13 protein-coding genes are annotated in these 24,423 nt (G+C 71.1%); 4 read left to right on the plus strand and 9 right to left on the minus strand.

From position 1 onward, the window contains the following. Positions 1-35: 35 nt before the first annotated feature. Positions 36-2,006 (minus strand): bifunctional glycosyltransferase 87/phosphatase PAP2 family protein, encoded by a 1,971-nt coding sequence (locus tag ACH4YL_RS30715; RefSeq protein WP_398510793.1) that lies wholly within the window; start codon positions 2,004-2,006, stop codon positions 36-38. Between the two features lie 311 nt (positions 2,007-2,317). On the opposite strand from ACH4YL_RS30715, the gene ACH4YL_RS30720 reads away from it, so the two are divergent. Both ACH4YL_RS30720 and ACH4YL_RS30725 read left to right on the plus strand, forming a co-directional pair. Continuing rightward, complete coding sequence (locus tag ACH4YL_RS30720) at positions 2,318-3,409, plus strand: DUF2330 domain-containing protein (protein ID WP_398510728.1); 1,092 nt, start codon at positions 2,318-2,320, stop codon at positions 3,407-3,409. Then, entirely contained in the window at positions 3,406-4,077 is a 672-nt protein-coding gene (locus ACH4YL_RS30725; protein WP_398510729.1) for an O-methyltransferase, read from the plus strand. Before ACH4YL_RS30720 ends, ACH4YL_RS30725 begins: the two co-directional genes overlap by 4 nt. Positions 4,078-4,185: 108 nt before the next feature. Here the strand turns inward: ACH4YL_RS30725 and ACH4YL_RS30730 are convergent, their stop codons facing one another. Beyond that, a complete protein-coding gene (locus tag ACH4YL_RS30730; RefSeq protein ID WP_398510730.1) occupies positions 4,186-4,599 on the minus strand; it encodes a DUF3291 domain-containing protein in 414 nt (137 codons plus the stop codon). 85 nt (positions 4,600-4,684) lie between these two features. Between ACH4YL_RS30730 and ACH4YL_RS30735 the strand changes: the two genes are divergently transcribed. Together ACH4YL_RS30735 and ACH4YL_RS30740 are read left to right on the plus strand one after the other, a co-directional pair. Then, positions 4,685-5,335, plus strand: a complete 651-nt coding sequence (locus tag ACH4YL_RS30735) for a MerR family transcriptional regulator (protein WP_398510794.1) — start codon at positions 4,685-4,687, stop codon at positions 5,333-5,335. A gap of 186 nt (positions 5,336-5,521) precedes the next feature. Beyond that, entirely contained in the window at positions 5,522-6,460 is a 939-nt protein-coding gene (locus ACH4YL_RS30740) for a BTAD domain-containing putative transcriptional regulator (RefSeq protein ID WP_398510731.1), read from the plus strand. 64 nt (positions 6,461-6,524) lie between these two features. Here ACH4YL_RS30740 and ACH4YL_RS30745 read toward each other — a convergent pair whose 3' ends face one another. The 7 genes from ACH4YL_RS30745 to ACH4YL_RS30775 form a co-directional block, all read right to left on the minus strand. Next, positions 6,525-7,814, minus strand: a complete 1,290-nt coding sequence (locus tag ACH4YL_RS30745) for an NAD(P)/FAD-dependent oxidoreductase (RefSeq protein ID WP_398510732.1) — start codon at positions 7,812-7,814, stop codon at positions 6,525-6,527. Positions 7,815-7,880: 66 nt separating this feature from the next. Further along, on the minus strand, positions 7,881-8,624 hold the full coding sequence (locus ACH4YL_RS30750) for a 4'-phosphopantetheinyl transferase family protein (protein WP_398510733.1): 744 nt from the start codon (positions 8,622-8,624) through the stop codon (positions 7,881-7,883). 40 nt (positions 8,625-8,664) lie between these two features. Further along, positions 8,665-10,458, minus strand: a complete 1,794-nt coding sequence (locus ACH4YL_RS30755) for an acyl-CoA dehydrogenase family protein (RefSeq protein WP_398510734.1) — start codon at positions 10,456-10,458, stop codon at positions 8,665-8,667. Positions 10,459-10,466: 8 nt separating this feature from the next. After that, the gene (locus tag ACH4YL_RS30760) at positions 10,467-12,167 is read right to left on the minus strand and encodes an acyl-CoA dehydrogenase family protein (RefSeq protein ID WP_398510735.1); all 1,701 of its coding nucleotides are present in this window, start codon (positions 12,165-12,167) and stop codon (positions 10,467-10,469) included. After that, positions 12,164-13,789: a PfaD family polyunsaturated fatty acid/polyketide biosynthesis protein gene (locus ACH4YL_RS30765; RefSeq protein ID WP_398510736.1), complete on the minus strand. Its 1,626-nt coding sequence runs from the start codon at positions 13,787-13,789 to the stop codon at positions 12,164-12,166. The genes ACH4YL_RS30760 and ACH4YL_RS30765 overlap by 4 nt, the downstream gene beginning before the upstream one ends. Before the next feature lie 49 nt (positions 13,790-13,838). Beyond that, positions 13,839-21,743, minus strand: a complete 7,905-nt coding sequence (locus tag ACH4YL_RS30770) for a beta-ketoacyl synthase N-terminal-like domain-containing protein (RefSeq protein WP_398510737.1) — start codon at positions 21,741-21,743, stop codon at positions 13,839-13,841. Between the two features lie 103 nt (positions 21,744-21,846). After that, a partial coding sequence (locus ACH4YL_RS30775; protein WP_398510738.1) for an SDR family NAD(P)-dependent oxidoreductase occupies positions 21,847-24,423 on the minus strand: 2,577 nt, incomplete at its 5' end.

The following is a 24,423-nucleotide window of genomic DNA, read 5'->3' on the forward strand; positions in this document are numbered from 1 at the left end:
GGTGCGGGCTTCCCGCACCCCCTGGGGCGCGCGTATCACTTCCGTGCGGCCGCGACCGGCTCGTCGACGTGTGTGTCCGCTCGGGCCACCGGTACCGATCCGGTCGGGAGCAGCAGCTTTCGGCGGCCCGCCAGGACGTATGTGAGGCCGAAGCCCGCGCCGACGACCATCGCGCCGCCGACCGCGTCGAGCACCCAATGGTTGGCCGTGGCGACGATCGCGCACACGGTGAACAGCGGGTGGAGCAGGCCGAGGAGTTTCATCCACAGCTTGGGCGCGAGTACCAGGACCACGAGTCCGCACCACAGGGACCAGCCGAAGTGGAGCGAGGGCATGGCCGCGTACTGGTTGGTCACGGCGGTCATCGCGCCGTAGTCGGGGTTGGCGAGGTCCTGCGGGCCGTGCACGGTGTCGATGAAGCCCATGCCGGGCATGAGGCGCGGCGGGGCCAGCGGGTAGAACCAGAAGCCGATGAGCGCGAGAAGCGTGGCGAAGGCGAGCGAGGAGCGCGCCCAGCGGTAGTCGGCTGGGCGGCGGACGTACAGGATGCCGAGGATGGCCAGCGGCACCACGAAGTGGAACGACGTGTAGTAGAAGTCGAAGAAGGCCTCTGCCCACTTCGCGTTCACCACCGCGTGGTTGACCCAGTGCTCGATGTCGAGGCCGAGCGCGCGCTCGATGCCGTCGATCTGGCGGGCGTGTTCTTCGGCCGCGGCGACTCCACCGGTTGCGGCGGCGCGGATGTGGGAGTAGGCGGAGTAGCCGACCCGGATGACCAGGAGTTCGAGGAGCAGGTTCGGCCGGCTCAGTACGCGCCGCCAGACCGGCAGCAGCGGGACCCAGCTCCACCGGGCGGGGGCCGGGTTCGCGTACACGGTGGGCACGGGAGCGCGGAAGTGCGGCGAGGTACGCGGCAGGAACGGCACCGCGACGGCCGCCGCGAGCGCCGCGATGAGCAGGGCGTTGTCGCGTACGGGGTTCAGCAGGGCCACGTTCGGCAGCAGCATCTTGTACGGCAGCGTCATCGCCAGGACGACGAAGACCGGCCACAGCATGCGGTCGGAGGCCCGCTTTCCGACGCGGCCGACGGCGGCGAGCAGGATCCACAGGAGCTGGTGCTGCCACGCGGTCGGTGAGACGGCGACGGCGACGCAGCCGGTCAGGGCGACGGCGAGGAGGAGCTGGCCGTCCTGGGCGTAGCGGATGGCGCGGCGCAGGCCGAACCAGCCGACCACGGCGGCGAGTGCGACGTAGAGGCCGATTTCCAGCGGACCCTGGAGGCCGAAGCGCAGGAGCGCTCCGTGCAGGGACTGGTTGGCGAGGCTGTCGGGGGCGGCGCCGAGTCCGGCGCCGGCGAGATGGTGCACCCAGTACGTGTAGGAGTCGCCGGGCAGCGCGGCCCAGGCGAGCGCCGAAGAGGCGGCGAACGTGCCGGCCGTGGTGACGGCGGCGCGTCTGCGTCCGGTGAACCACAGCAGCGGCGCGAAGAGCAGCACGGTCGGCTGGAGGGCCGCGCCGATGCCGATCAGCACGCCGGAGGATCTCTCGTCGCGGGCGGCGAAACAGCCGAGGAGGACGAGCAGGACCGGGATGATGCTGGTCTGGCCCAGGTAGAAGCTGTTGCGGACCGGCAGCGAGAGCATCAGCAGGCTGATGGCGATCGGGGCGGCGAGGAGGCCGCTGCGGCGCGACACGGGGCCGGGCAGGGCGCGGGCGACGACCAGGCCGATGCCGACGACGAGCAGCAGCGTGCCGAAGGTCCAGGCGACGCCGAGGCTCTGTTCCGCGGAGCGGGCGAGCGGTTTGAGCACCAGGCCGGCGAAAGGAGTGCCGGTGAACTTGTCGGCGTCGTACAGCGAGCCCTTCAGGTGCAGGACGCCGTTCTCGCCGATCCAGGTCTCGAGGTCGATGAGCCGCTCGCCCGGCGGCTGCCGGAGCACCGCTGCTGCCTGCCGTATCGCGAGAACCGCGGCCACGAGCCACAGCGCGGCCCTTGCCGCGCCCATCCTCGAATCGGTCGCACTCCCGTGCACGCTGTGCTCCGCGTTCGCCACGTCGCGCCGTGCCTCCCCACGTTCCTTACGTTCCGTATCCGGTCATTCCGCGTTGTGATCCATAGAGCCTGGCATTGCCCCATGAGGAAGACTCAGGCAACCCCCTCTTAGCCTGACTGTCACCCAATTTCGACCGAAAGTCTTGTCGAAGCGCAGCCGAACCGCAGCCGGAGGAGCACCGGAACCGCGAAGTCCGTGGCGACGTCCCAGCAGGCATGCGGGGGAACATACAAGACCACGGCCGTGCCCACCTGCCGGTGCGAATGCGACAAAAACTCCTGACGGTGGTGCTGGCGCTGCTCGCGCTCCAGCTCGGCTCGCTGATCAGTCCGGCATATGCCTGCGGATGCGGGGCGATGGTGCCGGGACGCGGGAGCAGCATGGCGGTCGACCGGGAGACGTCGGTGGTCTCCTGGGACGGGCGTACGGAACAGATCCTGATGCGGTTCACGGTCGACGGGGACGCTCCGAAGGCCGCGTGGATCATGCCGGTGCCCAGTCGCGCCACGGTCGAGCTCGGTGACCGGGCGGTCTTCTCGGAGCTGGAGACGGCGATCGAGCCCGAGGAGCGGACGCGGCACTACTTCTGGCCGCGGGAGGGCGACTGGCCGTTCTCGGCGGCCGGCGAGCGGGACTCGGCGGGCGCGCCTCAGGCGCCGGGCGACGCGGCTCCTCCGGTCGGCGTGGTGGGCCGCGAACGGCTGGGTGACTTCGATGTGGCCCGGCTGACGGCCACGGATCCCGACGCGCTGCGAACCTGGCTGGAAACGAACGGTTTCGAGCTGCCGGACGGGCTCACTGCGGACCTGAAGCCGTATGTGGAGCAGAAGTGGGAGTACGTGGCCGTGCGGCTCGCTCCGGAGGCCTCAGGAGGCGAGGAGGCGGTGCTTCGGGGCACGCTCGATCCGCTGGAACTGCGGTTCGCCAGCGACGAGCTGGTGTATCCGATGCGGCTGTCGCGGCGGGCGAAGACCGCGCAGTCGCTGGGACTCTTCGTGCTCGCTCCGCACCGGATGGAGCCGGTGAGTTCGATCGGCGGGGACGCGCCGGAGGTGACGTACGCGGGCAAGGCCCCGGCGAGCGGCGTGATCGACTCGTTCACGGGCGGGGGCGAGCGGTTTCTGACCGCGCTGGACCAGGAGTTCCCGGAGCCGGAGCGGATCAACGGCGACCATGTGCTGCGTGCGACGGAGAAGGACACCACGTACCGGCGGGTGGTGTGGCAGGACGAGCTGCTGATGGTGGGCGGAGTGCCCGCGTGGCTGCTGACGTTCGGCGGCCTGGTGCTGGCCGTCTTGGCCGTGTTGCTCGTACTCGTGCGGCGGCGGGCGCGCGTGCATAGGGTCGGTGTATGACTCAGGAACAGTGGACCGCCGTCGACGCATACGTCACCGAACTCATCTCTCCCGACGACGAGGCGCTCAGCGCGGCCGTCGCGTCGAGCGAAGCGGCCGGGCTGCCTCAGATCGCCGTCGCGCCGCCGCAGGGCAAGATGCTGCACCTGCTGGCCAAGATGCAGGGCGCGCGCCAGGTGCTGGAGATCGGCACGCTCGGCGGCTACAGCACGATCTGGCTGGCGCGTGCGCTGCCGGAGAACGGCCGGCTCATCTCGCTCGAGTACAGCGAGGCCCACGCGGAGGTCGCCCGCGCTAACCTCGCCCGCGCCGGCCTCGACAAGGTCGCCGAGGTCCGCGTCGGCGCGGCGCTCGACAGCCTCCCGAAGCTCGCGGCAGAGCCGGGCGCGGGGCCGTTCGACCTGTTCTTCATCGACGCGGACAAGGTGAACAACCCGCGGTACGTGGAGTGGGCGCTGAAGCTCTCCCGCCCCGGCAGCGTGATCATCGTCGACAACGCCGTCCGGGGCGGGAAGATGCTGGACGCCGCCGACTCGGACCCGGCGGTCGTGGGAACGCGGGAGATGTACGAGCTGGTGGGGCGTGAGCCGCGGCTGGACGCGACCGTGGTCCAAACGGTCGGCGAGCGCGGCTGGGACGGCTTCCTGCTGGCTCGCGTCATCGACTGACGCGGCAGCCGCTACCGGTGCTCCGTCCCGCCCCCCGCGGTTCGGGGCGGAGCACCGCGGCATTGCCCCGGCCCGGGGACGGGGGAGGCCCCGGACCGGGAGTCCGGGTCAGCGGGCCTTGTCGGCGTCCGCCGTGGCCTGGTCCTCGATGCGGCGCTTCGCGTCCTTCCAGGAGATCGGCAGCTCTTCCACCGGCACCTCCCAGAACGTGAACGTCGAGGAGCTCATCGTCGACCGCAGGCCGGTCATGATGGTCTTGTGGGGCTCTGTCCTGGCGTACGTGTACAGCGCTTCCTTGTCCTCCCAGGCGGAGAGCGTGTAGAAGACGCCCTTCGTCAGCTGGGCCTCCAGGGACGCCCCGAGCGCACCCGGCGCCTTCCGCACCTGGCCCCAGGCGGAGAGCGACTTCAGGAAGAAGCGCGGAACATCCTTGAACGACCTCACGTCGAGCCGGGACGCCATGACGAAAGCGCGGGTGTTGGGCCGAGCCGGATTCGGCGTGGCCCAGGGAAGAGTCGGCACGGTACCCTCGCATTCACAGTTGGTGAGTGGCAGTATCTATATTAGACAGTAGAGCTGCCCAATGGCCAGTGGGAAGCGGGAGCAGGTGCGAATTTCCGAGTTGAGCCGCCGCAGCGGGGTGTCCACCGCGACGATCAAGTACTACCTCCGCGAAGGGCTGCTGCCGCCGGGCCGGGCCACGGCCGCGACCCAGGCCGAGTACGGCGAGTCGCATGTCCGCCGCCTCAGACTGATCCGCGCGCTGATCGGAGTGCGCGGACTGACGGTCAGCGCCGCCAAGGACGTACTCGACACCATCTCCGAGGTCGAGGCCGACACTCACGGCCTGCTCGGTCTGGTCTTCGGCGTCTGGCCAACCACGAAGGACAGCACGGCCAAGGCGAAGGCCGGCGTCGTCAAGGGCGAGGCGACCGAGGCCGAGAAGGCCGAAGTGAACGCGCTGGTCGCCGAGATGGGCTGGAAGGTCAGCGAGCACAACCCGGCGCGGGAGGTCATATCCCAGACCCTGCACACCCTCCGCTCGCTCGGCATGGACTACGACTGGCAGTCGCTCGTCCCGTACGCGCGGCTCGCCGAAGAGACCGCGACGCTCGACCTCGACCAGCTCGAGGACGAGGACGATCCGCTCGAAAAGGCGGAGCGCGCAGTGCTGTTGACGTTCCTGCTGGAGCCGGCGCTGCTGGCGCTGCGCCGGCTGGCACAGGAAGCGGAATCGACGGTCCGGCATCGCGGCTGAGGGCGTGAGTGATCAGTACTCAGCTTGAACGGGAGTGATTGCTCCGGTGCGGGAAAATACACCGGAGCATTGCCTCCGAACGTGAGTACCTGTGACTCAGGCCCGCACTGGCCAAAAAGTGATCTGCTCGTGTGCTGAATGCAGCACGGCGAAAATGCCGTGCACCGCACACGGGGAGGCAAGGGAATGCAGTTCCGGATTCTGGGCTCGCCCGAGTTGTACGACGAGAAACGGCAGCAGCGCATACCGCTGACCAGTCGCAAACAGCGGCTGCTGCTGGGCGCGTTGCTGGCCCGGCCGAATTCACCCGTCCCGCGGGAGCGGCTGATCCGCGAACTGTGGGGCGCACTGCCGCCCAAGAAGGCCCGCAACACACTCAATGCCCATGTCTCCGGGCTGCGAAAGGCCCTGGCCGAAGCGGAACCGGACCGTATCGCGTCGACCCGGCTGGTCGCGCGGTCAGCCGGCTATCTCCTGGAGACCCGCGCGACGGAGACCGACAGCGGCCAGTTCTGTCTGGCGGTCGCGCAGGCCCAGCGCACCGCGGCCCAGGACCCGTACGGGGCACACGACTTGCTCCGCCGGGCGCTCGGGCTCTGGCGCGGGACCGCGCTGGAGGGCGGCGCGCACGGACCGGTCTGCGCGGCGCTCGCCGCACGGCTGGAGGAGGAGCGGCAGCAGGCGCTGGAGATCCTCTTCGACTGCGCCCTGCGGATGGGACAGCACCATCGCATCGTCCCCGAGCTCGAGGAAGTCTGCGCAGCTCATCCGCTACGGGAACGGTTCCACGACCAGTTGATGCTGGCGCTGTGCCGCAGCGGCCGCGGGGCCGAGGCGATCGGTGTCTACACCCGCGCCCGGCACCGGCTCACCGCCGAACACGGCCATACGCGGCTGCTGTCGGCCCGTCTCGAGCAGATCAGCGTGCAGGCTCCGACGCTCTTCGGGCCGGAGCTGGACGCGGCGGACGACTGGACGCGGGTCGAGGTGACCGCTCTGCCGTCGGCGGCGGACCGGGACTTCGACCGCGACTTCGACCGCGATTTCGACCGGCCGGCCCGTTCGGTCATGGGCTATCTGACGGAACTCCTCAGCGGGCAGGCCCTGTACACCGGAGGCGTATGAGGAACGCAGAAGCGCCTCTGTGTACCGGAAGTCCGGTACACAGAGGCGCTTTTACGTGTGCGGCTCAGAGCTCGCTGATGAGCTGCGCAGCGATCTCCATTCCGGAGGAATACCCGGCCTCGTGCGAGCCGATCTGGTCCACGCCGTGCCGCTTCGCGTGGAAGTAGGAACCGCAGAGCTTCACACGCGTTCCCTCATTGACGTTGTAGATGTCCTTCTGCATGTCGCGGACATCGACGTTGATGATCGGGTGGGTGTACGGGAATTCCGCGATCACCGTCGCCGGGTCGACCTCTCCGGGATAGTCGAGCGTGACGAAGTAGTCCTTCTCCGCGGTGAATCCGTGCAGCTTGTTCATGTAGTACGCGACAAAGGTCTTGGGCTGTCCGTCGACCTCGACCTTGCCGTAGTTCCACGCCTCCCAGCGGCTCTTGTCCTGGGGCACCACCGACGGGTCGGTGTGCAGGATGACGCTGGAGGAGTTGTAGTGGACCTTGGACAGGACCTCGAGCTGCCGCTCGGTCGGGTTGGCAAGCATCCCGAGCGCCTCGTCCGCGTGCGCGCCGACCACGACATAGTCGAACTTCTCACTGCCCTTGGCCGTGGTCACCGTGACGCCGTCGTCGTCCTGCTGGAGGCGCGTGACCGGCTCGCCGGTGCGGATCTCCGGGCCGATCGCGGCGATCGCCTTGCGTACGTAGTTGATCGAACCGCCGCCGACCGTGCGCCAGTCGACGTGCTGACCGCCGAGGCCGCCCTCGTCGTGGCCCATGAAGAAGGCGATCGCGGTGCTGGCCGGCATCTCCCAGATCAGCTCCGCCGGAATCGACCAGACCGCGGAGCAGAGCAGGATCACGTACGAGTGCCGGAACGCCTGGCTGTAGCCGCCGCGGTCGAGGTACTCGCCGAGCGGGATGTCGGCCTTCTTGCGGACGAAGTCCCTGCGGCCCTCGGTGTGGAAGCGGGCGGCCTCGCGCCAGATGGTCAGGAACTCCTCGGAGTAGCGGGCCGACACCTCCTCCTCGGTCATGCCGAGCTCCTTCGTGCCGTACTCCAGACCGGAGTCCAGGTCGAAGAAGTTGAAGGCCCCCTTGTGCTCGACCGCCTCGACGCCCAGCTCGTCGAAGAACTCGCAGAGGTTGGTGTAGGCGGGCCGGTTGAAGACGACGAACGCGGTGTCGATGCCGAGGAGCTGTCCGTTCTCCTCGACCTCGACGGTGTTGGCGTGACCGCCGAGGCGGTCCTCGCGCTCGAAGATCGTGATCCGGGCGCGCTCCCGCAGGTGGTAGGCGGCCGAGAGGCCGGCGACTCCGGCACCGACGATGGCGACACGTGGGGTGGTGGGCTGCGACATGGGCATGTCCTTCATGGTCGGTCTCATACGGATCGGTCTCGTGCGGTCGGTCTCATACGGTCGGTCTCATACGGAAGAGATGTCGGCGAGCGACAGGTCGGAGAGGTCGGTGCGGCGCAGGGCTCCGGGACGGCCGTCCTCGGCGGCGACCGCCACGACATGCCCGGGGCCGGGATAGAGCAGGTCGAACCACCAGCGGTCGGCCGCGCCGGCCGGCTGCTGCGGGTCGCGCACGGCGATGCGGTCCGCGGCGCGCGGTGCGAAGGAGAAGCCGCCGAGGCCCCGGCTGAGGCCGGTGCCGAGCGCCTTGAGATACGCCTCCTTCAGCACCCACAACTCGCTGACCAGCGCCGGGCGGGCGCCGGGAGCGACCGCGGCCAGCTCGGCCCGTTCGGCCGGGGCGAGGACGCGGCGGAGCTGGTCGGCCAGCTCCGCCGTGGAAGGTGTGGGGCTCACGTCGACGCCGCAGCCGCGGCCCCGGGTCACCACGCAGGCGATGAGGCCCTCGGTGTGCGAGATGTTGAACCGCACGCCGTCCTCGTCCGGCACCGGTTCGGGCCGTCCGAACTCGCCGGAGCGGAAGCGCCAGCGGTCCGGCGCACGGCCGGTGCGGGCACTGAGCGCGTACCGGCTCAGCAGCCGCGCACCGAGATAGCGCCGCCGCGCGCCCGGAGTGAGCCGCCGCTCGAGCCGGTACCTCTCCTCGGCCGTGAGCAGCCGCGTGCCGCCGAGCGCGGCGGCGAAATCGCCCACCGCCTGCTCGGGCAGCAGCCACAGGAACGTCGGGTCGGCGTGCAGGTCGGGATGCATCGAAACGGCGCTCCTTACGGTCTCGGAGGGGCGTGGGTGGTCAGCTGCGGGCGGCGAAGAGGTCGCCGACGCGCTCGGCGAGCGGGAACTGCCAGTGCGAGAACAGCCGGTTCTCGCTGTGCAGCCGGCGCAGCACCTGCATCACCTCGTCGATCACGGACTGGTCCGTGACCGCCTCGTGCGGATACAGATGCCGGCGCAGCCGCTCGATCTGGAGCAGCAGCAGCGCGCCGCTGGGCAGCGGGTCGTCCAGCGCGCCGTGCGAGTGGACGTAGGTGAGCACGCACGCCGCGGTGGCGTGCAGCACGCAGTACTCCTTGGACAGCTCGAACAGCTCCGGCGACTGCCCGTACTCGCGGCCCATCCGTGCCTTGAGCTCGGCGAGCCGCTCGGCCAGCAGGCCGGTGCGGTCGAGGAGTTCCGCGGCCACGTCGGCCGCCTTGAGCAGCCGGTCGCGCTCGGTGCCCTTGGCGTCCTCGGCCAGCGCGCGCAGCCGGCGCAGTCCGTCCGGCGCGGCGAGGACCGCGTCGTCCAGGCCGCGGCTGAACAGCTCCTGCTTCCACGGCTCGTACACCGGAAGCTCGGTGTCCATGCCGAAGAGCGTGGCGCAGCGCTCTGCCGCGGCCTCGCGGACCTCCGGCGTGGCGCTGCCCGCGCTGGAGAGCAGGCCCGGCAGCTGCTGGCCCAGGTTGCGCAGGTTCACCACGGTGTTGCCGTCGGCGATATTGGCGACCAGCAGATCGCGCAGCATCTTCTGGTACGGGCCGTAGTGCGGATGGGCCCGCAGGAAGAAGCGCGCGCCGAGCACCGTGTTCAGCTGCGACATCGTCTTCTCCAGCAGCGTCGGCGCGAGGTACTTGACCACCGACGACCAGACGCTGATCTGCTCCGGAGCGGCCTGCAGAGCGCGCACCGCGCCGAGGCTCATCGCGTCCGCGATCATCAGGTCGGCGAAGCACTCCGTCAACTGGCGTCGGCTGTACGGGACATCGCTGACCGTGCCGCCGAACAGGACCCGGCCCTCGGTGAAGTCCAGCGTGAGCCGCAGGCCGGTGTCGACGGCCGACAGCGCCAGGCTGCTGATCACGCTGCGGGCGACCTGGGTGGCCTTGAGCGCGATCTCCAGGCCCTGGCCCTCGACTCCGACGAGCGCGGAGTCCGGCACGAACGCACCCTTCAGGCGCAGCCCGCTGAGGTCGAGCGCACGCAGCCCGTGCAGCTTCTCGACCGGCAGTTCCTCGGCGGCGTCGGCCGGGAGCGACCACTTGTCGACGATGAAGATGGAGTACGCCGCCGGGCCGTTGCGCTTGCCGGTGCGGGCATGGACGATCATCGTGTCGGCGACGGTGGCGTTGCCGATCAGCCACTTCTCACCGGTCAGTTCGTAGCCGCCGGGGACCTTCTCGGCGACCATCTCGTTGGCGAGCAGATCACTGCCGTGCTCGCGCTCCGACAGGCCCCAGGAGAGCCCGCCGCCGCGCTTCATCTGCTCGATCGCCGTGCGCTTCTGCTCCTCGTTGCCCGCGATCCACAGTGTCATGAAGCTGAGGTTGGTGATGACGAGGCAGGTGGCGGTGGTGCAGTCGCGGCGGGCGACGAGCCGCATCAGGTTGAACCCGGTCTCCACATTGCCCGCCCGGCCGCCCTGTTCGGCGGGGAGCGAGTACTCGTGCACACCCCAGCGGCGCAGCCGGCTGACGAACCCGAACGGGTACTCCTCGTGCTCGTCGTGGTCCATCACCCGCGTGAAGGGCATCCGGCTGCCCTCGTCGTGCGGGTCGCCGAGGTGTTCCTCGAGCTGCGCCGCCAGTTCCATCAACTCGGCCTTGGACATGGGGACTCCTATCGGATGGTGGCCAGTCGGACGGGCAGGGCGGTGAACAGCCGGTTGCCCTCCCGCAGCGCGACGACGGCGTCGAGCGCAGGCAGCAGCAGGTCCCCGAGGTGGCGGGGGTCCGTGCCGTCGGCGCGGGCGAGCAGATAGCCGAGCATCGCGCCCAGCCAGCCGGCGGAGCCGGGCTCCGTGCCGTACAGCGAGCGGTCGCGGTTGGCCTGCCACAGATGGACGCCGGACGCGGCGGCATGCAGCCAGGCGTACCGCTCGGCGGCGTCGACCAGGGCGTTCGGGTCGGCGCCCGGCTTGCGTGCGGCCCGGGTCAGATCGCCGAGTCCGGCGACGGCCGCAGCCAGCTGCTCGACCAGCGCCGCCACCGGCGCGTCGCTCTCCCCCAGGGCCTTGACTGCCTCCGCGGCCGCGTCGGGCAGTCCGGCGAGCACCGGGTCGACGCCGCGGGCGAACATGTCGAGCCTGGCGGGTTCGTACTCCGGAAGCTCCGTGCCGAGCGAGTAGACCGTCGCGACGGCCTCCGGGTCCGGCTGCGCCTGGCCTTCGGTGAGCGTGGGCAACTGGCCCGCGTACGAACGGAGGTTGGCCAGCGTGCTGGCGTCGATCACCCGGACCACGGCCGAGTCGCGCTGGAGCTTCTGGAACAGCCCGGCGCCGCGCTCGCCGTCGCGCAGCACCGAGCGGGTCGCCAGCACCGAGCCGCAGCGCCGGATCAGCTCGTCGGACGCCTCGGCCACCACGTGCTTGGCCGCCAGCGCCCAGACGCTGAACGCCTCCGGCACCACATGGATGCCGCGCGCGGCGGTCAGCGCCACCGTGTCCGCGGCCAGCAACGCGGCGGCGGCGACGGAGAGTTCACGGCGCGGATGCGGCGACTCGGTGAGGACCGCGCGACCGATGCGGCGCGTGGTGGCGAAGTCGAGGGCGAGGCGGACGGCGGTGTCGGCGACGCCCAGGCTGCCGGCCATGCTCATCAGCCGAACGGCCTGCTGCGCCTTGACCGCGGCCTCAAGCCCCTCACCCTCCCTGCCGACCAGCGCGCCGTCGGGCACCTGGAGGCCGGTGAAGCGCAGCCGGGCCAGGTCGATGCCGCGCATGCCGCCGGTACGGACTGCCGGAGTGCGCTCCAGCTGACCCTCCGGCACCTCGGCCACGTCGATCAGCACGGCGGAGAACGCGTTGGGTGCCGCGCGCTCGCCGGTGCGGGCGATCACATAGACCGCCTCGCAGCTCATGCCGAGGCCGACCATCCACTTCTCGCCGTTCAACTTGCCGTCGGTCAGCCGGACTTCGTTGGCGAGCAGATCGCTGCCGTGCTCGGCCTCGGTGAGCGCGAAGCCCACCCCGCCGCCGCGCGTCAGGATGTCCGCGGCCCGGCGCTGCTGCTCCTCGGTGCCGTGCAGCTGGAGACAGGTCGCGGCGACGATGCTGAACATCGTGCCGGGCATGATGTTCACGTCCCGGCGGGCGGCGGACCGTACAAGAGTGAGGCTGCGGTCGAAGGACTCGAAGCAGCCGCCCCACTCGGCCGGCAGATAGTTCAGATGGAACCCGGACTTCACGAGCGCCTCGCAGAGCGTGGCCGGGAACTCGTCCCGCTCGTCCCGCTCGACGGCGGCGGCGAAGCCGTACGGATTGGTGTTGTCGCCCGGGTCGCCGAGCAGCGCCTCCAACGCCTCCGGCGTCAGCAGGCTCATCGCATGCCTGCCGGGGAGCCGTGCGCCGGGGTCTCCAGCGGCACCGGACGGTAGTCACCGGCCGTCGCGGGAATCTGCACGCCCGCACTCCGCAGCTGCGTGAGCCGGGTGTGGAAGGCCGCGCCGAGCATCAGGTGGTGGGCCACGTCGGCCACCCGCCGGTTGCTCGGATTCTTCAGATAGCTGCCGGTCACCCAGTCGTTGAAGCTGCCCATCGCCGGGCCGCACCAGATCTGGTAGTCCATCGCGCGGTCCTTGTCGCCGGTAACCGCCCACCGCGACGACATGCCGAGATACCAGCGGAACACCAGCGCCATCCGGCGCTTGGGGTTGCCGGCCGCGCGCTGCAACTGCTCCGGGTCACGCCGGGTGAAGTAGCCGACGCACTCCTGCCAGACGTCCTCCAGCGGACGCCGGAAGACCTGCTGCTCCAGCTTGGCGCGGTCGGGCGCTGGGATCGACTCGAGGCCGTCGTACGCCTGGTAGATCTGGTAGAGCTTCTTGGCCCGCATCGGGAAGAGCGTGCCCTTCTTCAGGACCTGGAGGTCCACGCCCATCTCGAACATGTCGGCCGCCGGGGCCATTTCGCAGTCGGCGATCCCGGCCTCGGCGAGCATCGCCTTGGACACGGTGGACGCGCCCGACTCCAGACAGGACTGGTTGACGGAGCCGGTGACCACATAGGCGGCGCCCATCGCGAAGGTCGCGGCGACCGCGACCGGCGTGCCGAGGCCGCCGCCGGCCCCGACCCGGATCGGCACCGCATAGCGGTGCTCGCGCTGCACGGAGTCGCGCAGCCGCAGAATCGTCGGCAGCAGCGCGGGCAGCGGACGCCGGTCGGTGTGACCGCCGGAGTCCGCCTCCACGGTGATGTCGTCGGCCAGCGGCACATGGTGCGCGAGCGCGGCCTGGTCGTGGGTGATCAGGCCCTGCTCCAGCAGCGAACTGACCAGGGTGGCCGGGGCCGGGCGCATAAAGCGTTCGGCGGTCTCGGACCGGGAGATCTTGGCGATCAGCCGGTTCTCCGCGACCACCCGGCCGTCGGGGTCGCGGCGCAGCCCGGCGAGCCGGTAGCGGACGACATGCGGAGTGAGGTCCATGAAGGCGGACGCCTCCACACAGCGCACGCCGTGCCGCAGGAACAGCTCGACGGCCTCGCGCTCCAGCCGGTCCTCGCTGGGACTGTGGATGAGATTGACGGCATACGGCAGCCCGGCGATCTCATTGGCGAACCGGCCGAGCGCCTTCTCGATCGTCTCCGGCAGCAGCCCGGCCGCACCGTAGGAGGCGAGAAAGCCCTCCCTGGCCAGCGCGATCACCATGTCGGCGGATGCGATGCCGCCGGCCATCGCGCCCGCCATGTACGGCTGAGCCACCTGGTGGGCGGCGAGGAAGGCGCCCGAACCCAGCCGCTGCGGAGGCAGCGGCTGAGCGGCGGCGAGCAGAGGCAGGCCGTCGGCCTCCACGGTCGCCGAGCCGCCGGAGACGGCGCCGATCCCGTCCGGCGTGACGACGATGAAGCAGGGCTGGTCGAGATCGGCCAGCGCGTTGTAGATCCCGGCCGGGTCGGTGCTGGGGTACGTGTCCCCGGACCATCGGAGGGGAGTGTGGCGGATATCCATGGTGAAACGAGGCTCCTTGGCTGAGCTGGGCGAGCGCGGGTGCGGGCCGTCAGGCCCCGGAACGGACCTCGATGGCCACGTCGGTGAGTTCGTAGATGCGCAGGCCCGGCTTCGACAGATCCGCGTCGGCGATGACGAGCAGGCGGTCCGCCTCGCGCCGGACCTCCTTGATGTGCACGTCGAACTGCAACTCCTTGTCGTGGCGCAGGATCTGGCCGCGGTACTTCCAGGCCATCTCCACATCGGCGGCCATCGCGAAGTGCGGCCGCTGCATGCCGTCGGCAAGGTTCTGCTCGATCACGAACAGGCGCATAGCCTGGAGGATGGCCTCGACGCCGAGCGAACCGGGCATCACCGGGTCACGGTGGAAGTGGCAGTCGAAGTACCACTCGTCGGGGCGGATCTGGCGGTAGCCGTGCATGTAGCCGGCGCCGTGGTTGCCACCGTCCTCGACGAGGTCGACCCGGTCCACCAGCGCGAAGTGCCCGCCGGGGAGGCGGAGGTGGCCGCCGGCCGGGTCGGTGAACGCCGGTGCGTTCTCCGGGAGTTCGATCCGGCGGACCCTGGCGGCGTCGACGTTCTCGGTCTCGATCCAGGGGGCGACCCACTTGCCGTTGTCCAGACCGACCTGGTTGGCGAGCGCCGCCTCGCTGAAGTAGCCGAACAGCGACTCGCCGACGTAGAACACCTCGCCGTCGGCGGAGAGTTCGTAGGAGAAGTTCTGGAGCACCGCGCCCGAGACCGCGCTGGTCATCAGGAGCTTGGAGTGGTGGCGGATGGTCTTGCCGCGCAGGTCGATGTCCTTGACCAGCGTCGCTTTGCCGTCGAGGTTGCGGATGGCGTACTGCTCCTCGGGGCGTTCGAGGGTCGCGCCGAGGTAGTAGCCGAGGAAGATCGCGGCCTGGAGCGAGGACTCCATGTAGATCGCGTTCGGCATGTGCGGGTGCGAGTTCTGCTCGTAGTACCAGGCGTCCGCCGGCGAGTCGTACTCGGTCACCATCTCCGAGCCGGGGCTGCGCAGATCGCCGCGGGTGCCCTTGAGGGACATGACCCGGTCGACGAACTGGAAGTCCCCGTTCGGGATGTACGGCGCGCGGCTGTTGCGGTAGACCTCGAACTCCGGTCCCATCGCGACGTCGAGAAGGCCCTTGGCGGCGTGCGCCAGGTGCATCTCGTTGATCATGGCGGGCTCGCCGTTCCTGTTGCGGCGGCCGAGGAACTGCGGCACACCGCCCGCCTCGGGACGGAAGGGCGTGCCCTCCTTCTCGCGGACCTGGAGGCCGAGGCCCTTCATCCGGATGACCGGCTTGTCGCCGAGGTAGATCAGCACGTCGGCGATGACGGTGGCACGCGGCAGGAGCGTCAGCTCCATGACCTCGACCTCGTACCGGATCTCCTCGTGGGCCTGGGTGATCTGGCCGCGGACCTGCACCTCGATCGGCACGTCGGTGACGCACTGGAACGCCGCGTCCGGCAGCGTGAGGTGCATGCCTTGGTGCATCAGATAGATCTGGAGGAGCTGCACGGCACCCTCGGCGACGAGGGAGCCGGCGAGGACGTGGTCGTCCGGGAAGTGGCAGATGAAGTACCAGGCGTCGGGCGTGAGCCGCTTGGTGGCACTCAGCGTGCCGAGACCGCGGGGGCCGCCCTTGCGGTCGATGGTGACCTCGTCGACCATCCGCAGCTTGGCGTCGGGCAGCCGGATCGCCGGGTTGATGCCCGGGTCCTGGGCGTGGTCGGGACCGAAGACGTCACCGATGCGCCCCTGGGCCAGGGTCTCCAGGTCGTCGGCGGTCAGATGGTTCTTCTCGGTGTACGCGAGGGGCTTGAAGTAGCCCCTCGGAAGCGCGGCGCGGGCAGCCTTCTCCTTCTCGGTCATGACGACGCCGAGAGGAGTATCCAGCTCGGCCTGGCTGAAGAACCCGGCGCAGGCGTCGTGGAGTTCGAGGATCAGCTCGCCGTCGGCGTAGCACTTGTAGGAGAAGAAGAAGAGGGTCGTGTCGCCCTGGTGGACGAAACGGTCGATGGAGATGTCGTAGCGCAGGGTCTGCCCGACGCGGGGCAGGTTGCCGCGGAAGATGAGGGTGGAGTCGAGGAGCCGGTAGACGCGCTCGCCCTTGTTGCGGAAGTCGATGCCGAGGTAGCTGACGAGGAGCAGGTCGCACTGCCCGGCCTCGACGGTGACGGCCGGCGGGACGCCGCCGTCGACGGCGTACCAGGCGTCTTCCGGGACGTCGTACTCGGTGGTGATGGTGGCGGGCTTGAACTCGCCGGTGGTGCCGGAGAGTTCGGTGACGCGGGTGACGAAGTGGTAAGGGGGTGCGGGGAGTCGGACGCGCTTCGCGTACCCGTCGATGACGCCGAAGTCGGGACCGAAGACCTTGGCGACGGAGCCGACGGCGAACTCGAGGAGGTCGGCCTCGTCCCAGATGACACCCTCCTTGACCTCGCGCTCCGGTGTGACCGGTTCGGGCGCGGGGACCGGGGGCAGGGCTGGGCGTACGGCCTGCTCCACGGGAGCGGGTTGCGGGGCGGGGGCGGGCGGCTGTACGGCCTCCGGCGCGGGTGCGGGTGCCGGTGCCGTGTCCCCTCCGAGGAGGGCCTCCATCCGGTTGAGCGTGGCTCCCTGGAGGATGCGCTGGGTCTCCATCACCACGGAGTGGGTGGCGACCATCTGCTGCCGGATCTCCCGGACGAGGTCGGCGGCGGGAGTCGCAGACTCTGCGCCCGAGGTGCGCGCGGTCGGCGCGGCGGGGGCGACGGGCCTCGGCTTGGCGGGCACCTGCGGGGGTGCGGGCCGGGCGGGCTGTGCGGGCTGGTCTTCCGCGGACGCCGGAGGCACCCACGGAAGGAAGGAGATCGGTGTGCCGTCGAAGGCGATGACCTCCACGTCAGCGAGAGTCGGGTCGGCAGGCATGACGGAGTCCTCCGGCGGTACGGACGAATTGGTTGCGGCACTGGACGTGCCGGGACCGGACGGGGTGTTGGTTGCGCCCGAGCCGGGTGAGGTGGCCGAGCCGGGTGCGGTGCCGGTCGGCGTGCCGCCGGCGGCAGCGCCGTACGGCGCGTGACCGGCGGGCGTGGCCGAGCCGGGCGCACCCGTCGGAGCAACTGATCCGGGAGCGGCACCGGTTGGAGTCACCCTGGCGGCGGCCGAGCCGGGCGCGGCTCCGGCGTGCGTGCCCGAACCGAGCGCGCCTGCAGCGGCAGCACCGTACGGCGCGTGACCGGCGGAGGCTGCCGAACCTGGGGCCGCACCAAGCGGTGCGCCACCGGCGTGCGCAGCGAGACCGGGTGCGCCACCGGCAGTCGCTGCCGAGCCGGGCGCAGCGCCGGGAGCACCAAATACCGGTGCATGACCGGCCGACGCATCCGAGCCATACGCGCCTGTCGGCGCGGTGCCTGCCGCTGCAGCGCCGTACGGCGCGTGACCGGCGGAGGCTGCCGAACCTGGGGCCGCACCAAGCGGTGCGCCACCGGCGTGCGCAGCCAGACCGGGTGCGCCACCGGCAGTCGCTGCCGAGCCGGGCCCAGCCCCGGCATGCATGCCGGACGCGGCCGCCGCAGCCACCGGCGCGTAGCCGGTCACAGCACCGGCACCCGCGGGCGCACCGGCCGGCACGGCCACCAGCGCCGGCGCCGCCGACTGCGGAGCCGTGCCCGCCGAGACCGCTTCCGCCAGCGCGCGGGTCATCCGCGGTGGGACCGGGTCGCCGCCGCCCACACGGAAGCGGGTGGGGCGGGTGGAGCGCGGGGACGGGCCCACCGGGACCGTGTCCAGCAGCGGGGAGAGGTTCAGTTCGACGCCGTTGCCGATCAGGCGGGCGACCAGTTGGGCGATCGACTTCGTAGCGGAGACTCCACGGCGGTCGACCGGGACCGCGACATGCGCCGCGTCGCCCAGCGTGTCCTTGATCCAGCGGGCGCAGGTCGCGCTGGGGCCGACCTCCAGGAAGTAACGGAAGCCCCTCTCGTACGCGCCGCGCACGAGCCGCGAGAAGTCGATCGGCGAGCGCAGCGTCTGCGCGATGCGGCGTGCGTACTCGCCCCGGTCCAGCGCGGGCAGCGCCTCGTAGTCGTACGCGCTGAACAGCTCCAGATCGCCGAACGAGCCCGTCGGGTAGTCGTTCAGGCCCGCGAGGCCCTCGACCTCCGCGTCCACGACCGGGTTGTGCATGACCACGTTGACGGGCGACCTGGCGGCCGGGCAGCCGAGTTCCTTGATGACGGCCTTGCACTGCGCCGGATCTCCCGCGATCACCAGTTCCGCGGGGGTGTTGATGTGCGTGAGGTGGACCCGGTCGTACCGCGGCAGTACTTCCCGTACCGAGTCCGCGTCGGTGAGCAGCACATGGCTGGCCCACACCTCCGCGTCGGGCATCTCGTCCGGGAGCTGCCACAGCTCGCGGACGGTGCGCCGCGGACCGCACAACCGGTCCTGGAAGATCGGCGTGTTGCTGATCAGGCCGTCACGGCGGCCCTCCGGCCGCCAACCGCGCGTCGCGAACAGCATGCTCGACTCGCCGAGGCTGTAGCCGAATCCGCCGTGCGCGGTGACGCCGAGCACGTCACGGACCAGGTCCGTGTAGAGGATCGCGAAGCTCGTACCGGTGGCGAGCATGAACGGCACGTCCTCGCCGAGCCCGGTTTCCAGCGCCATGAGTTCGCGACGGCCGGGAGTGACCTGTGTACGCGGATACAGAGAGGTCGCACGCAGATGGCGGGCGGGCTCGTCCGCCAGGGACTCGAACCGGTCCAGCAGCCCGGGAAACGCCCGGAAGAAGTCCTGGCCGAGGCCCGGGTAGGAGTTGAACGCGCCGGGGTAGACCAGCGCGACCTTGCCCTCGGGACCGATCGGGCGGGCGGTGAAGTAGCTGCCGGCCGGAGTCGCCCACTCGCCGCCCTTGGCGTACGCGGCGGGCAGGTCCCGCACCGCGAGCTCCAGTTGGGCCCGCAGCTCACTGCGACCGCGGCCGACGAAGACCGCGCGCAGCTTCTTGCCCGGCAGTTCGCGCGCGGCCTCGCGGGCGACGGCGTACGGGTCGGCCACGGCCAGCAGTTCCAGGTGCTGTTCGACCGAGGCGTGCAACGCGTCGAAGGAGTCGGCGGCGAGCGGCAGGACGACGGGTCCGCCGGCGCGCTGCCAGTCGCTCGACGTGACCTCGCCGCGGGTGGCGTCGGCGGAGAACACCAGATGGCCGTGGGCGCCGGACTGGCCGATGAAGCTGACGGCGGCGTACCGGCGGGTGTCCTTGGCCGCGCGCAGCCAGGGGCGGGAGGCTTCCGGGACGTACAGACCGGAGGCCGCGAAGTCGTCGGCGAGTTCGGCGGCGGGTCGCACCCAGCCGGTGGTGCCGGGCAGATAGCCGTGGTGCAGGCAGAGCACGGACCGGATGAGCCCGGCCATGGTCGCCGCGCAACCGGCGTCGCCGACCTGGGCCTTGGCGCTGCCGATGGCGACGCTGTTGCCGTCGGCCGGGTAGACGCGGGCGAGCGCGGCGACCTCGGCGCGGTCCTGGACGTCGGTGCCGCCCGCGTGTGCCTCCAGGTAGCCGATGTCGGCGGCCGTGACTCCGGCGGCGGTGAGCGCCGCTTCGGCCGCGGCGGCGAGCGCGGTGGCGTCGGCCTCGGGCACCGTGCCGTCGACGGGCGCGGCGTGCCGGATGGCGACGGAGTCGAGGCGCGCGTACACGCGGGCGTCGGACTCGCCGGGCCGGGTGACGACGACCGCTCCGGCGCCCTCGCCGAGCCGCCGGCCGCGGTTGCCTTCGCCGAAGGTGAGTCCGGCCTCGGCGACCACGTCGGGCCGCAGCAGCAGGTTCTCCGCAGAGCCGGCCAGGTCGACCGCTCCGACGAGGACCGCCTCGATGCTGGGGTCGAGCAGCAACAGCCGTGCGACTTCGAGGGCTTCGGCGGTGCCGGAGCCGTCGGACGAGACGGTGAAGGACGGCCCGGTCAGGTTCCAGAGCGAGGAGATACGGCTGGCCATGACGTTGCCGATGTAGCTCAGGACCTCGTTGGCGACGATCGGGTCGACCACCGCGTCCCGGCCGACCGCCGTCAGCGCGGCCAGCTGCTCCTCGTCGACCGCCACGTCGGCGCGCGCGAACTCCTCGCGCACGAAGGCGCCGAGCGAGCGGCGGGTGAGCCGCAGATGAGTGAAGGGCTCCAGCTCCATGCCCACCACGACAGCGATCCGGCGCGGTGCGGGCGAGGTCCGGCCTTCGGGCACGGCGCGGCTGAAGCCGGCGTCGTGCAGGGCCTCGTCGGCGACCTTGGTGGCCAGCGCGTGCTGGAGGTTGTACGTCCGCAGGTCCGCGGGCGGGATCTTGTGGTCCACCGGGTCGATGCCGAGCCCGTCGACGAACGCGCCGTACGGCAGTGCGTCGGGCGAGACACCGGTGCCGTCCTGGAGCGAGCCGCCGCGGGTCTTGTCGACGCCTCGCCAACGGCGTTCCGGCAGCGGGCCCATGGAGTCGCTGCCGGAGTGCACCGCGCGCTCGAACTCGTCGAGCGAGCCGAAGGATCCGAAGTGCGCGCCGAGCCCGACGACATCGAGCGTGGGCAGCTCGGCGGACGGCTCGGCAGGGGCTGCTTCGGCGCCCGGCTCGGACAGCACCACATGCGCGTTGGTGCCGCCGAAGCCGAAGGCGGAGACCGCCGCCCGGCGCGGCTGCTTGCCGCGCGGCCACTCGCGGCCGCTGCGGACGAGGGTGGAGTCGCCGACCTTGCCGTCCTTGGAGGCGACCGGCTGGTCCACGCCGATGGTCGGCGGGATGTGGCCGTTGCCCATGGCCAGAATGACCTTGAGCATGCTGCTGAGTCCGGCGACGGTGAGCAGATGCCCGATGTTGCCCTTGACGGAGCCGATCAGCGGCACCTTGCCCGCCGCGCCGAAGAACCCGGCGACGGACTCGGCCTCGGTGGCGTCGCCGATCGGTGTGCCGGTGGCGTGGCACTCCAGGTAGTCGACGGTGGCCGGGTCGATGCCGGACTGCTCGTAGGCGAGTTCGTACGACTGGAGCTGTCCGCCGCCCTGCGGGACCAGCAGATGGCGTCCGCTGCCGTCGTTGGTCAGCCCGATGCCGTCGACGACGGCGTGGATGCGGTCGCCGTCGCGTACCGCGTCGGCCAGCCGCTTGACGGCGACCATGCCCGCGCCCTGGCCGGTGAGGATGCCGCCGGACCGGTCGTCGAAGGGCTGGCTGAAGCCGTTGCGCGGATACGCCTGGAGGTCCGAGAACGACAGGTGGATCAGCGTCGGTTCGGGCGCGCAGACGCCGCCGGCCAGCACCAGGTCGGCCTGCCCGGCCTCCAGGTGGTCGCAGGCCAGCTTGAGCGCGTACAGGGCCGACGAGCAGGCGGCGTCGAGCGCGTAGCGCGGTCCGCCGAGGCCGAGCGCCGATGCGGCGACGGACGCCGGGGAGCCGCTGACCCGCAGGTCCTCCGGCTTCAGGGCGTCGCGGTCGATGCGCAGGTCCTGCTCGGCGAGCGCGCCGAGCGCCGGGTGTCCGGCCTGGCGCAGGCCCTCCAGGACCGCCTCCTGGACCAGCGGCACGCTGACCTTCGAGGAGGCGGGGGTCGGGAAGGAGTAGTTGCCCAGGACGAGTCCGGTGCGGGACAGGATCTCGGGCCGGTCGGCGTGTCCGCTGTCCCGCAGTGCCTCCCTCGCCACATGGAGGGACCAGTGGAAGATCCGGTCGAGACCCGCGAGATGGCCGGCGTCGAGGAGATAGCCGGACGGGTCGAAGTCGAAGTCGGTGATGAAGCCGCCCCGGCTGCAGTAGATCTCGTGCTGAGGGTCGGCGTCCCGGGCGTCGAGGGCCGGGCCGAAGATCTCCGTGCCTCCTTCCCGGCGGCTGTCGGCCCCGGCACGGAGGTTCTGCCAGAACTCGGCAGGCGTCTCCGCTCCGGGGAACAGGCAGGAGAGGCCAACGATGGCGTACTTGCTCATGAGAGCTTTGGGGTCCCTTCTGAGGGGCGGTCGGCCCGGACGGCTGGGCACGGTGTGCGCCGTCCGGGCCGACCCGATCCGCCTGCGTCAGTACGAAGCGGAATCAGCTGCTGATGAACTTGGCCGCCAACTGCGGGGCCGAGACCACGGATACGCCGTCGAAGCGGGTGAGCACCCGTCCGTCGGGGGCGCAGGCGGTGATGGTGAGCGACGATCCGGAACCGTTGCCCGCGGAAGCGGGCTCCACCACGATCAGGAACGGCTCACCGTCCGGCAGCGGGTGGTGCAGATCGGCGCGGCCCACGGAGAGCGGCAGGCCCGCGGTGCCGCGGAACAGCCGCACCCAGACCAGACCCGCCTGGAGCAGCAGATCCGCCGTGCCGGGCGCGAAGCGGGAGCCGCCGAAGGCGCCTCCGGCCGGCCGGAGTTCGGCCAGCTCGCACTCGAGGACCAGCCGGGACTCGTCCTCGGCCAGCACCCGGCGCACACCGCGCAGGGCCGGGCCGTGGAAGAGCGTGCCGTCGCTGTAGAAGCCGGCGGCTTCCCGGCCCGAGCCGAGGGCCGGGAGGCCGCTCAGCGTGGCGTCGGCGAGCGTGGACTGCGGGGCGACGACGGCCGCGTAGCGCGGTCGTGCGACGCCTTCGGAATCGTTCGCCTGGATGGCGACCTTGACGCTGTCGCCGGTGGGCGTCATCGCCAGGCTGACCTTCTCCGGCTGCGTACCGTCGAAGACGATGCCCTTGTGGACGGAGAAGTCCCGGACCTGGCGCACCTCGTTGCCGCCGGAGCGCTCCACCGCGCCGATCGCCCAGCCGAGCGCGACCGCCGCCGGAAGCACCGCCGCGTCGCCGATCACATGGTCGGAGACGACCGGGTCGGCCTCCAGGCCGCCGAGACTGCGCTCGACGGTGACGGTCGCCGTGGAGACGGTCCGCTCGGGCTCGGAGAGCGGCGTCGTCGGGCCGAGCACCGTCACCACGTCGCCGCCGCGCTCGGCAGCGAGCTGGTCGGCGAACATTTGGGCCCCGGTGTCCTGCGGGATCAGCGTGATGCCGCGCTCCTGGAAGACGGCCTTGACCTCCGGGGAGACCATGCCGCTGTCCCAGGCGCCCCAGTTGAGCGAGGTGACACGGGCGGCCGGGTGGCGCTGCTTCCAGGACGACGCCCAGGAGTTGAGCACCTCGTTGGCCATGGCGTAGTCCGACTGGCCGCGGTTGCCGAAGAACCCGGCGACCGAGGAGAAGAGCACCACATGGCGCAGCGCGTCGGCCGGCAGTGCACCGGTCACCGTGCGCAGTCCGGCGAGCTTGGGCGCGAAGACCCGCTCGATCTCGGACGCCTTCTTGTTGGAGATGAGCTGGTCGGCGAGGACGCCCGCGCCGTGTACGAGGCCGCTGATGCGGTCCTTGTACGGGGCGAACGCGGCGGCGACGGCGGCCGGGTCGGTGATGTCCACCGCCAGGTACTCGACCGTGGATCCGGCGGCCCGTACGTCCTCGAGGGTCTTACGGATCTCCCGGGCGCCGACGACGGCCTGGTAGAGCTGCTCGACCCGCTTCGGGGTGGGCTTCTCCCCCGCGGCCTTCAACTGGGTCGCGGCCGCCGCCTTGAGACCGGCGTCCTGAGCGGCGCGCGCCCACTGAGGCTCCTCGTCGAGCGGGGTGCGGCCGAGCAGCAGCAGGCCCGGCCGGTAGCGCTTGGCCAGCTCGATGATGCAGGCGGCGGTGATGCCGCGGCCGCCGCCGGTGACCACGAGCAGGTCGTCGGAGGTCAGCTGCGGGATGTCGGCGGCCGAGCCGTTCAGCGGCTCCTCGCCGAGGGTGAGTCCGACACGGCGCGAACCGTCGTGGCCGGCCTGGACGGTGTCGGTGACCGCGTCCAGCGTCTCGTTCACCACGAGGGCGGCACCGGCCTCCGGGGTGAGCCCCGGAGCGAGGTCGACGGCCCGGCAGAACAGCTCGGGCGCCTCCACGGCCAGGGTCTTGACCAGACCCGCGACACCGCCGGCCGGGACGAGCTCCTCGGCGACTCCGCTGAGTCCGAAGACGCCGTCGAGGCGGGTGACGGTGACGAAGGCGGCGCGGCCGGTGGCGGCCGCGGTGTTCAGCGGCTCGACCGCGTGCTTGGCGACCAGCAGCGTGTGCGCGAGCCGCCGTACGCCCTCGGACCAGTCGGCGCCGTGCGCGGCGGAGAGGTCGACGACCAGGCGGACCCGGTCGGAGAGGATGTCGTCCATCCGCTCGGCGAGTTCGGTCACGCCCCAGCCGGACAGGGAGTGGTCCTTGACGCCGGAGATGCGCTGGGCGACGCCGGGCAGGCGCAGTACGTGCACCTGGAAGCCCGTGTCGATGAGCTGGTTCACCAGGACCGGCGCAAGCTCGGAGCCGTCGTCCACGAGGAGCGCGCCGGAGTCCTGCGGGTACGCGCCGACGAGCAGGTCGGGCGTGGCGAGCGGGACGAGCGCGGCCTGGGCGCGGCCGATGGCGCCGCGGGGCTTTTCGGCGGCGGGCGCGGTCGCCTGCGGGGTGGCCGGTGCGGCCGGTGCGGTGGCGGTGCCGCCGGTCATGAAGTCGACGATGTGGCGCAGCGTACGGAGCTCGGCAAGCTGCTCCGGACCGGCCGAACCGACCTCACCGAACCGCTCCTGAAGCACACCCATGATCTCGACACGCTTGATCGA

This window comes from Streptomyces sp. NPDC020681 (assembly GCF_044334895.1).
In the GTDB taxonomy this organism is placed as follows: Bacteria; Actinomycetota; Actinomycetes; order Streptomycetales; family Streptomycetaceae; genus Streptomyces.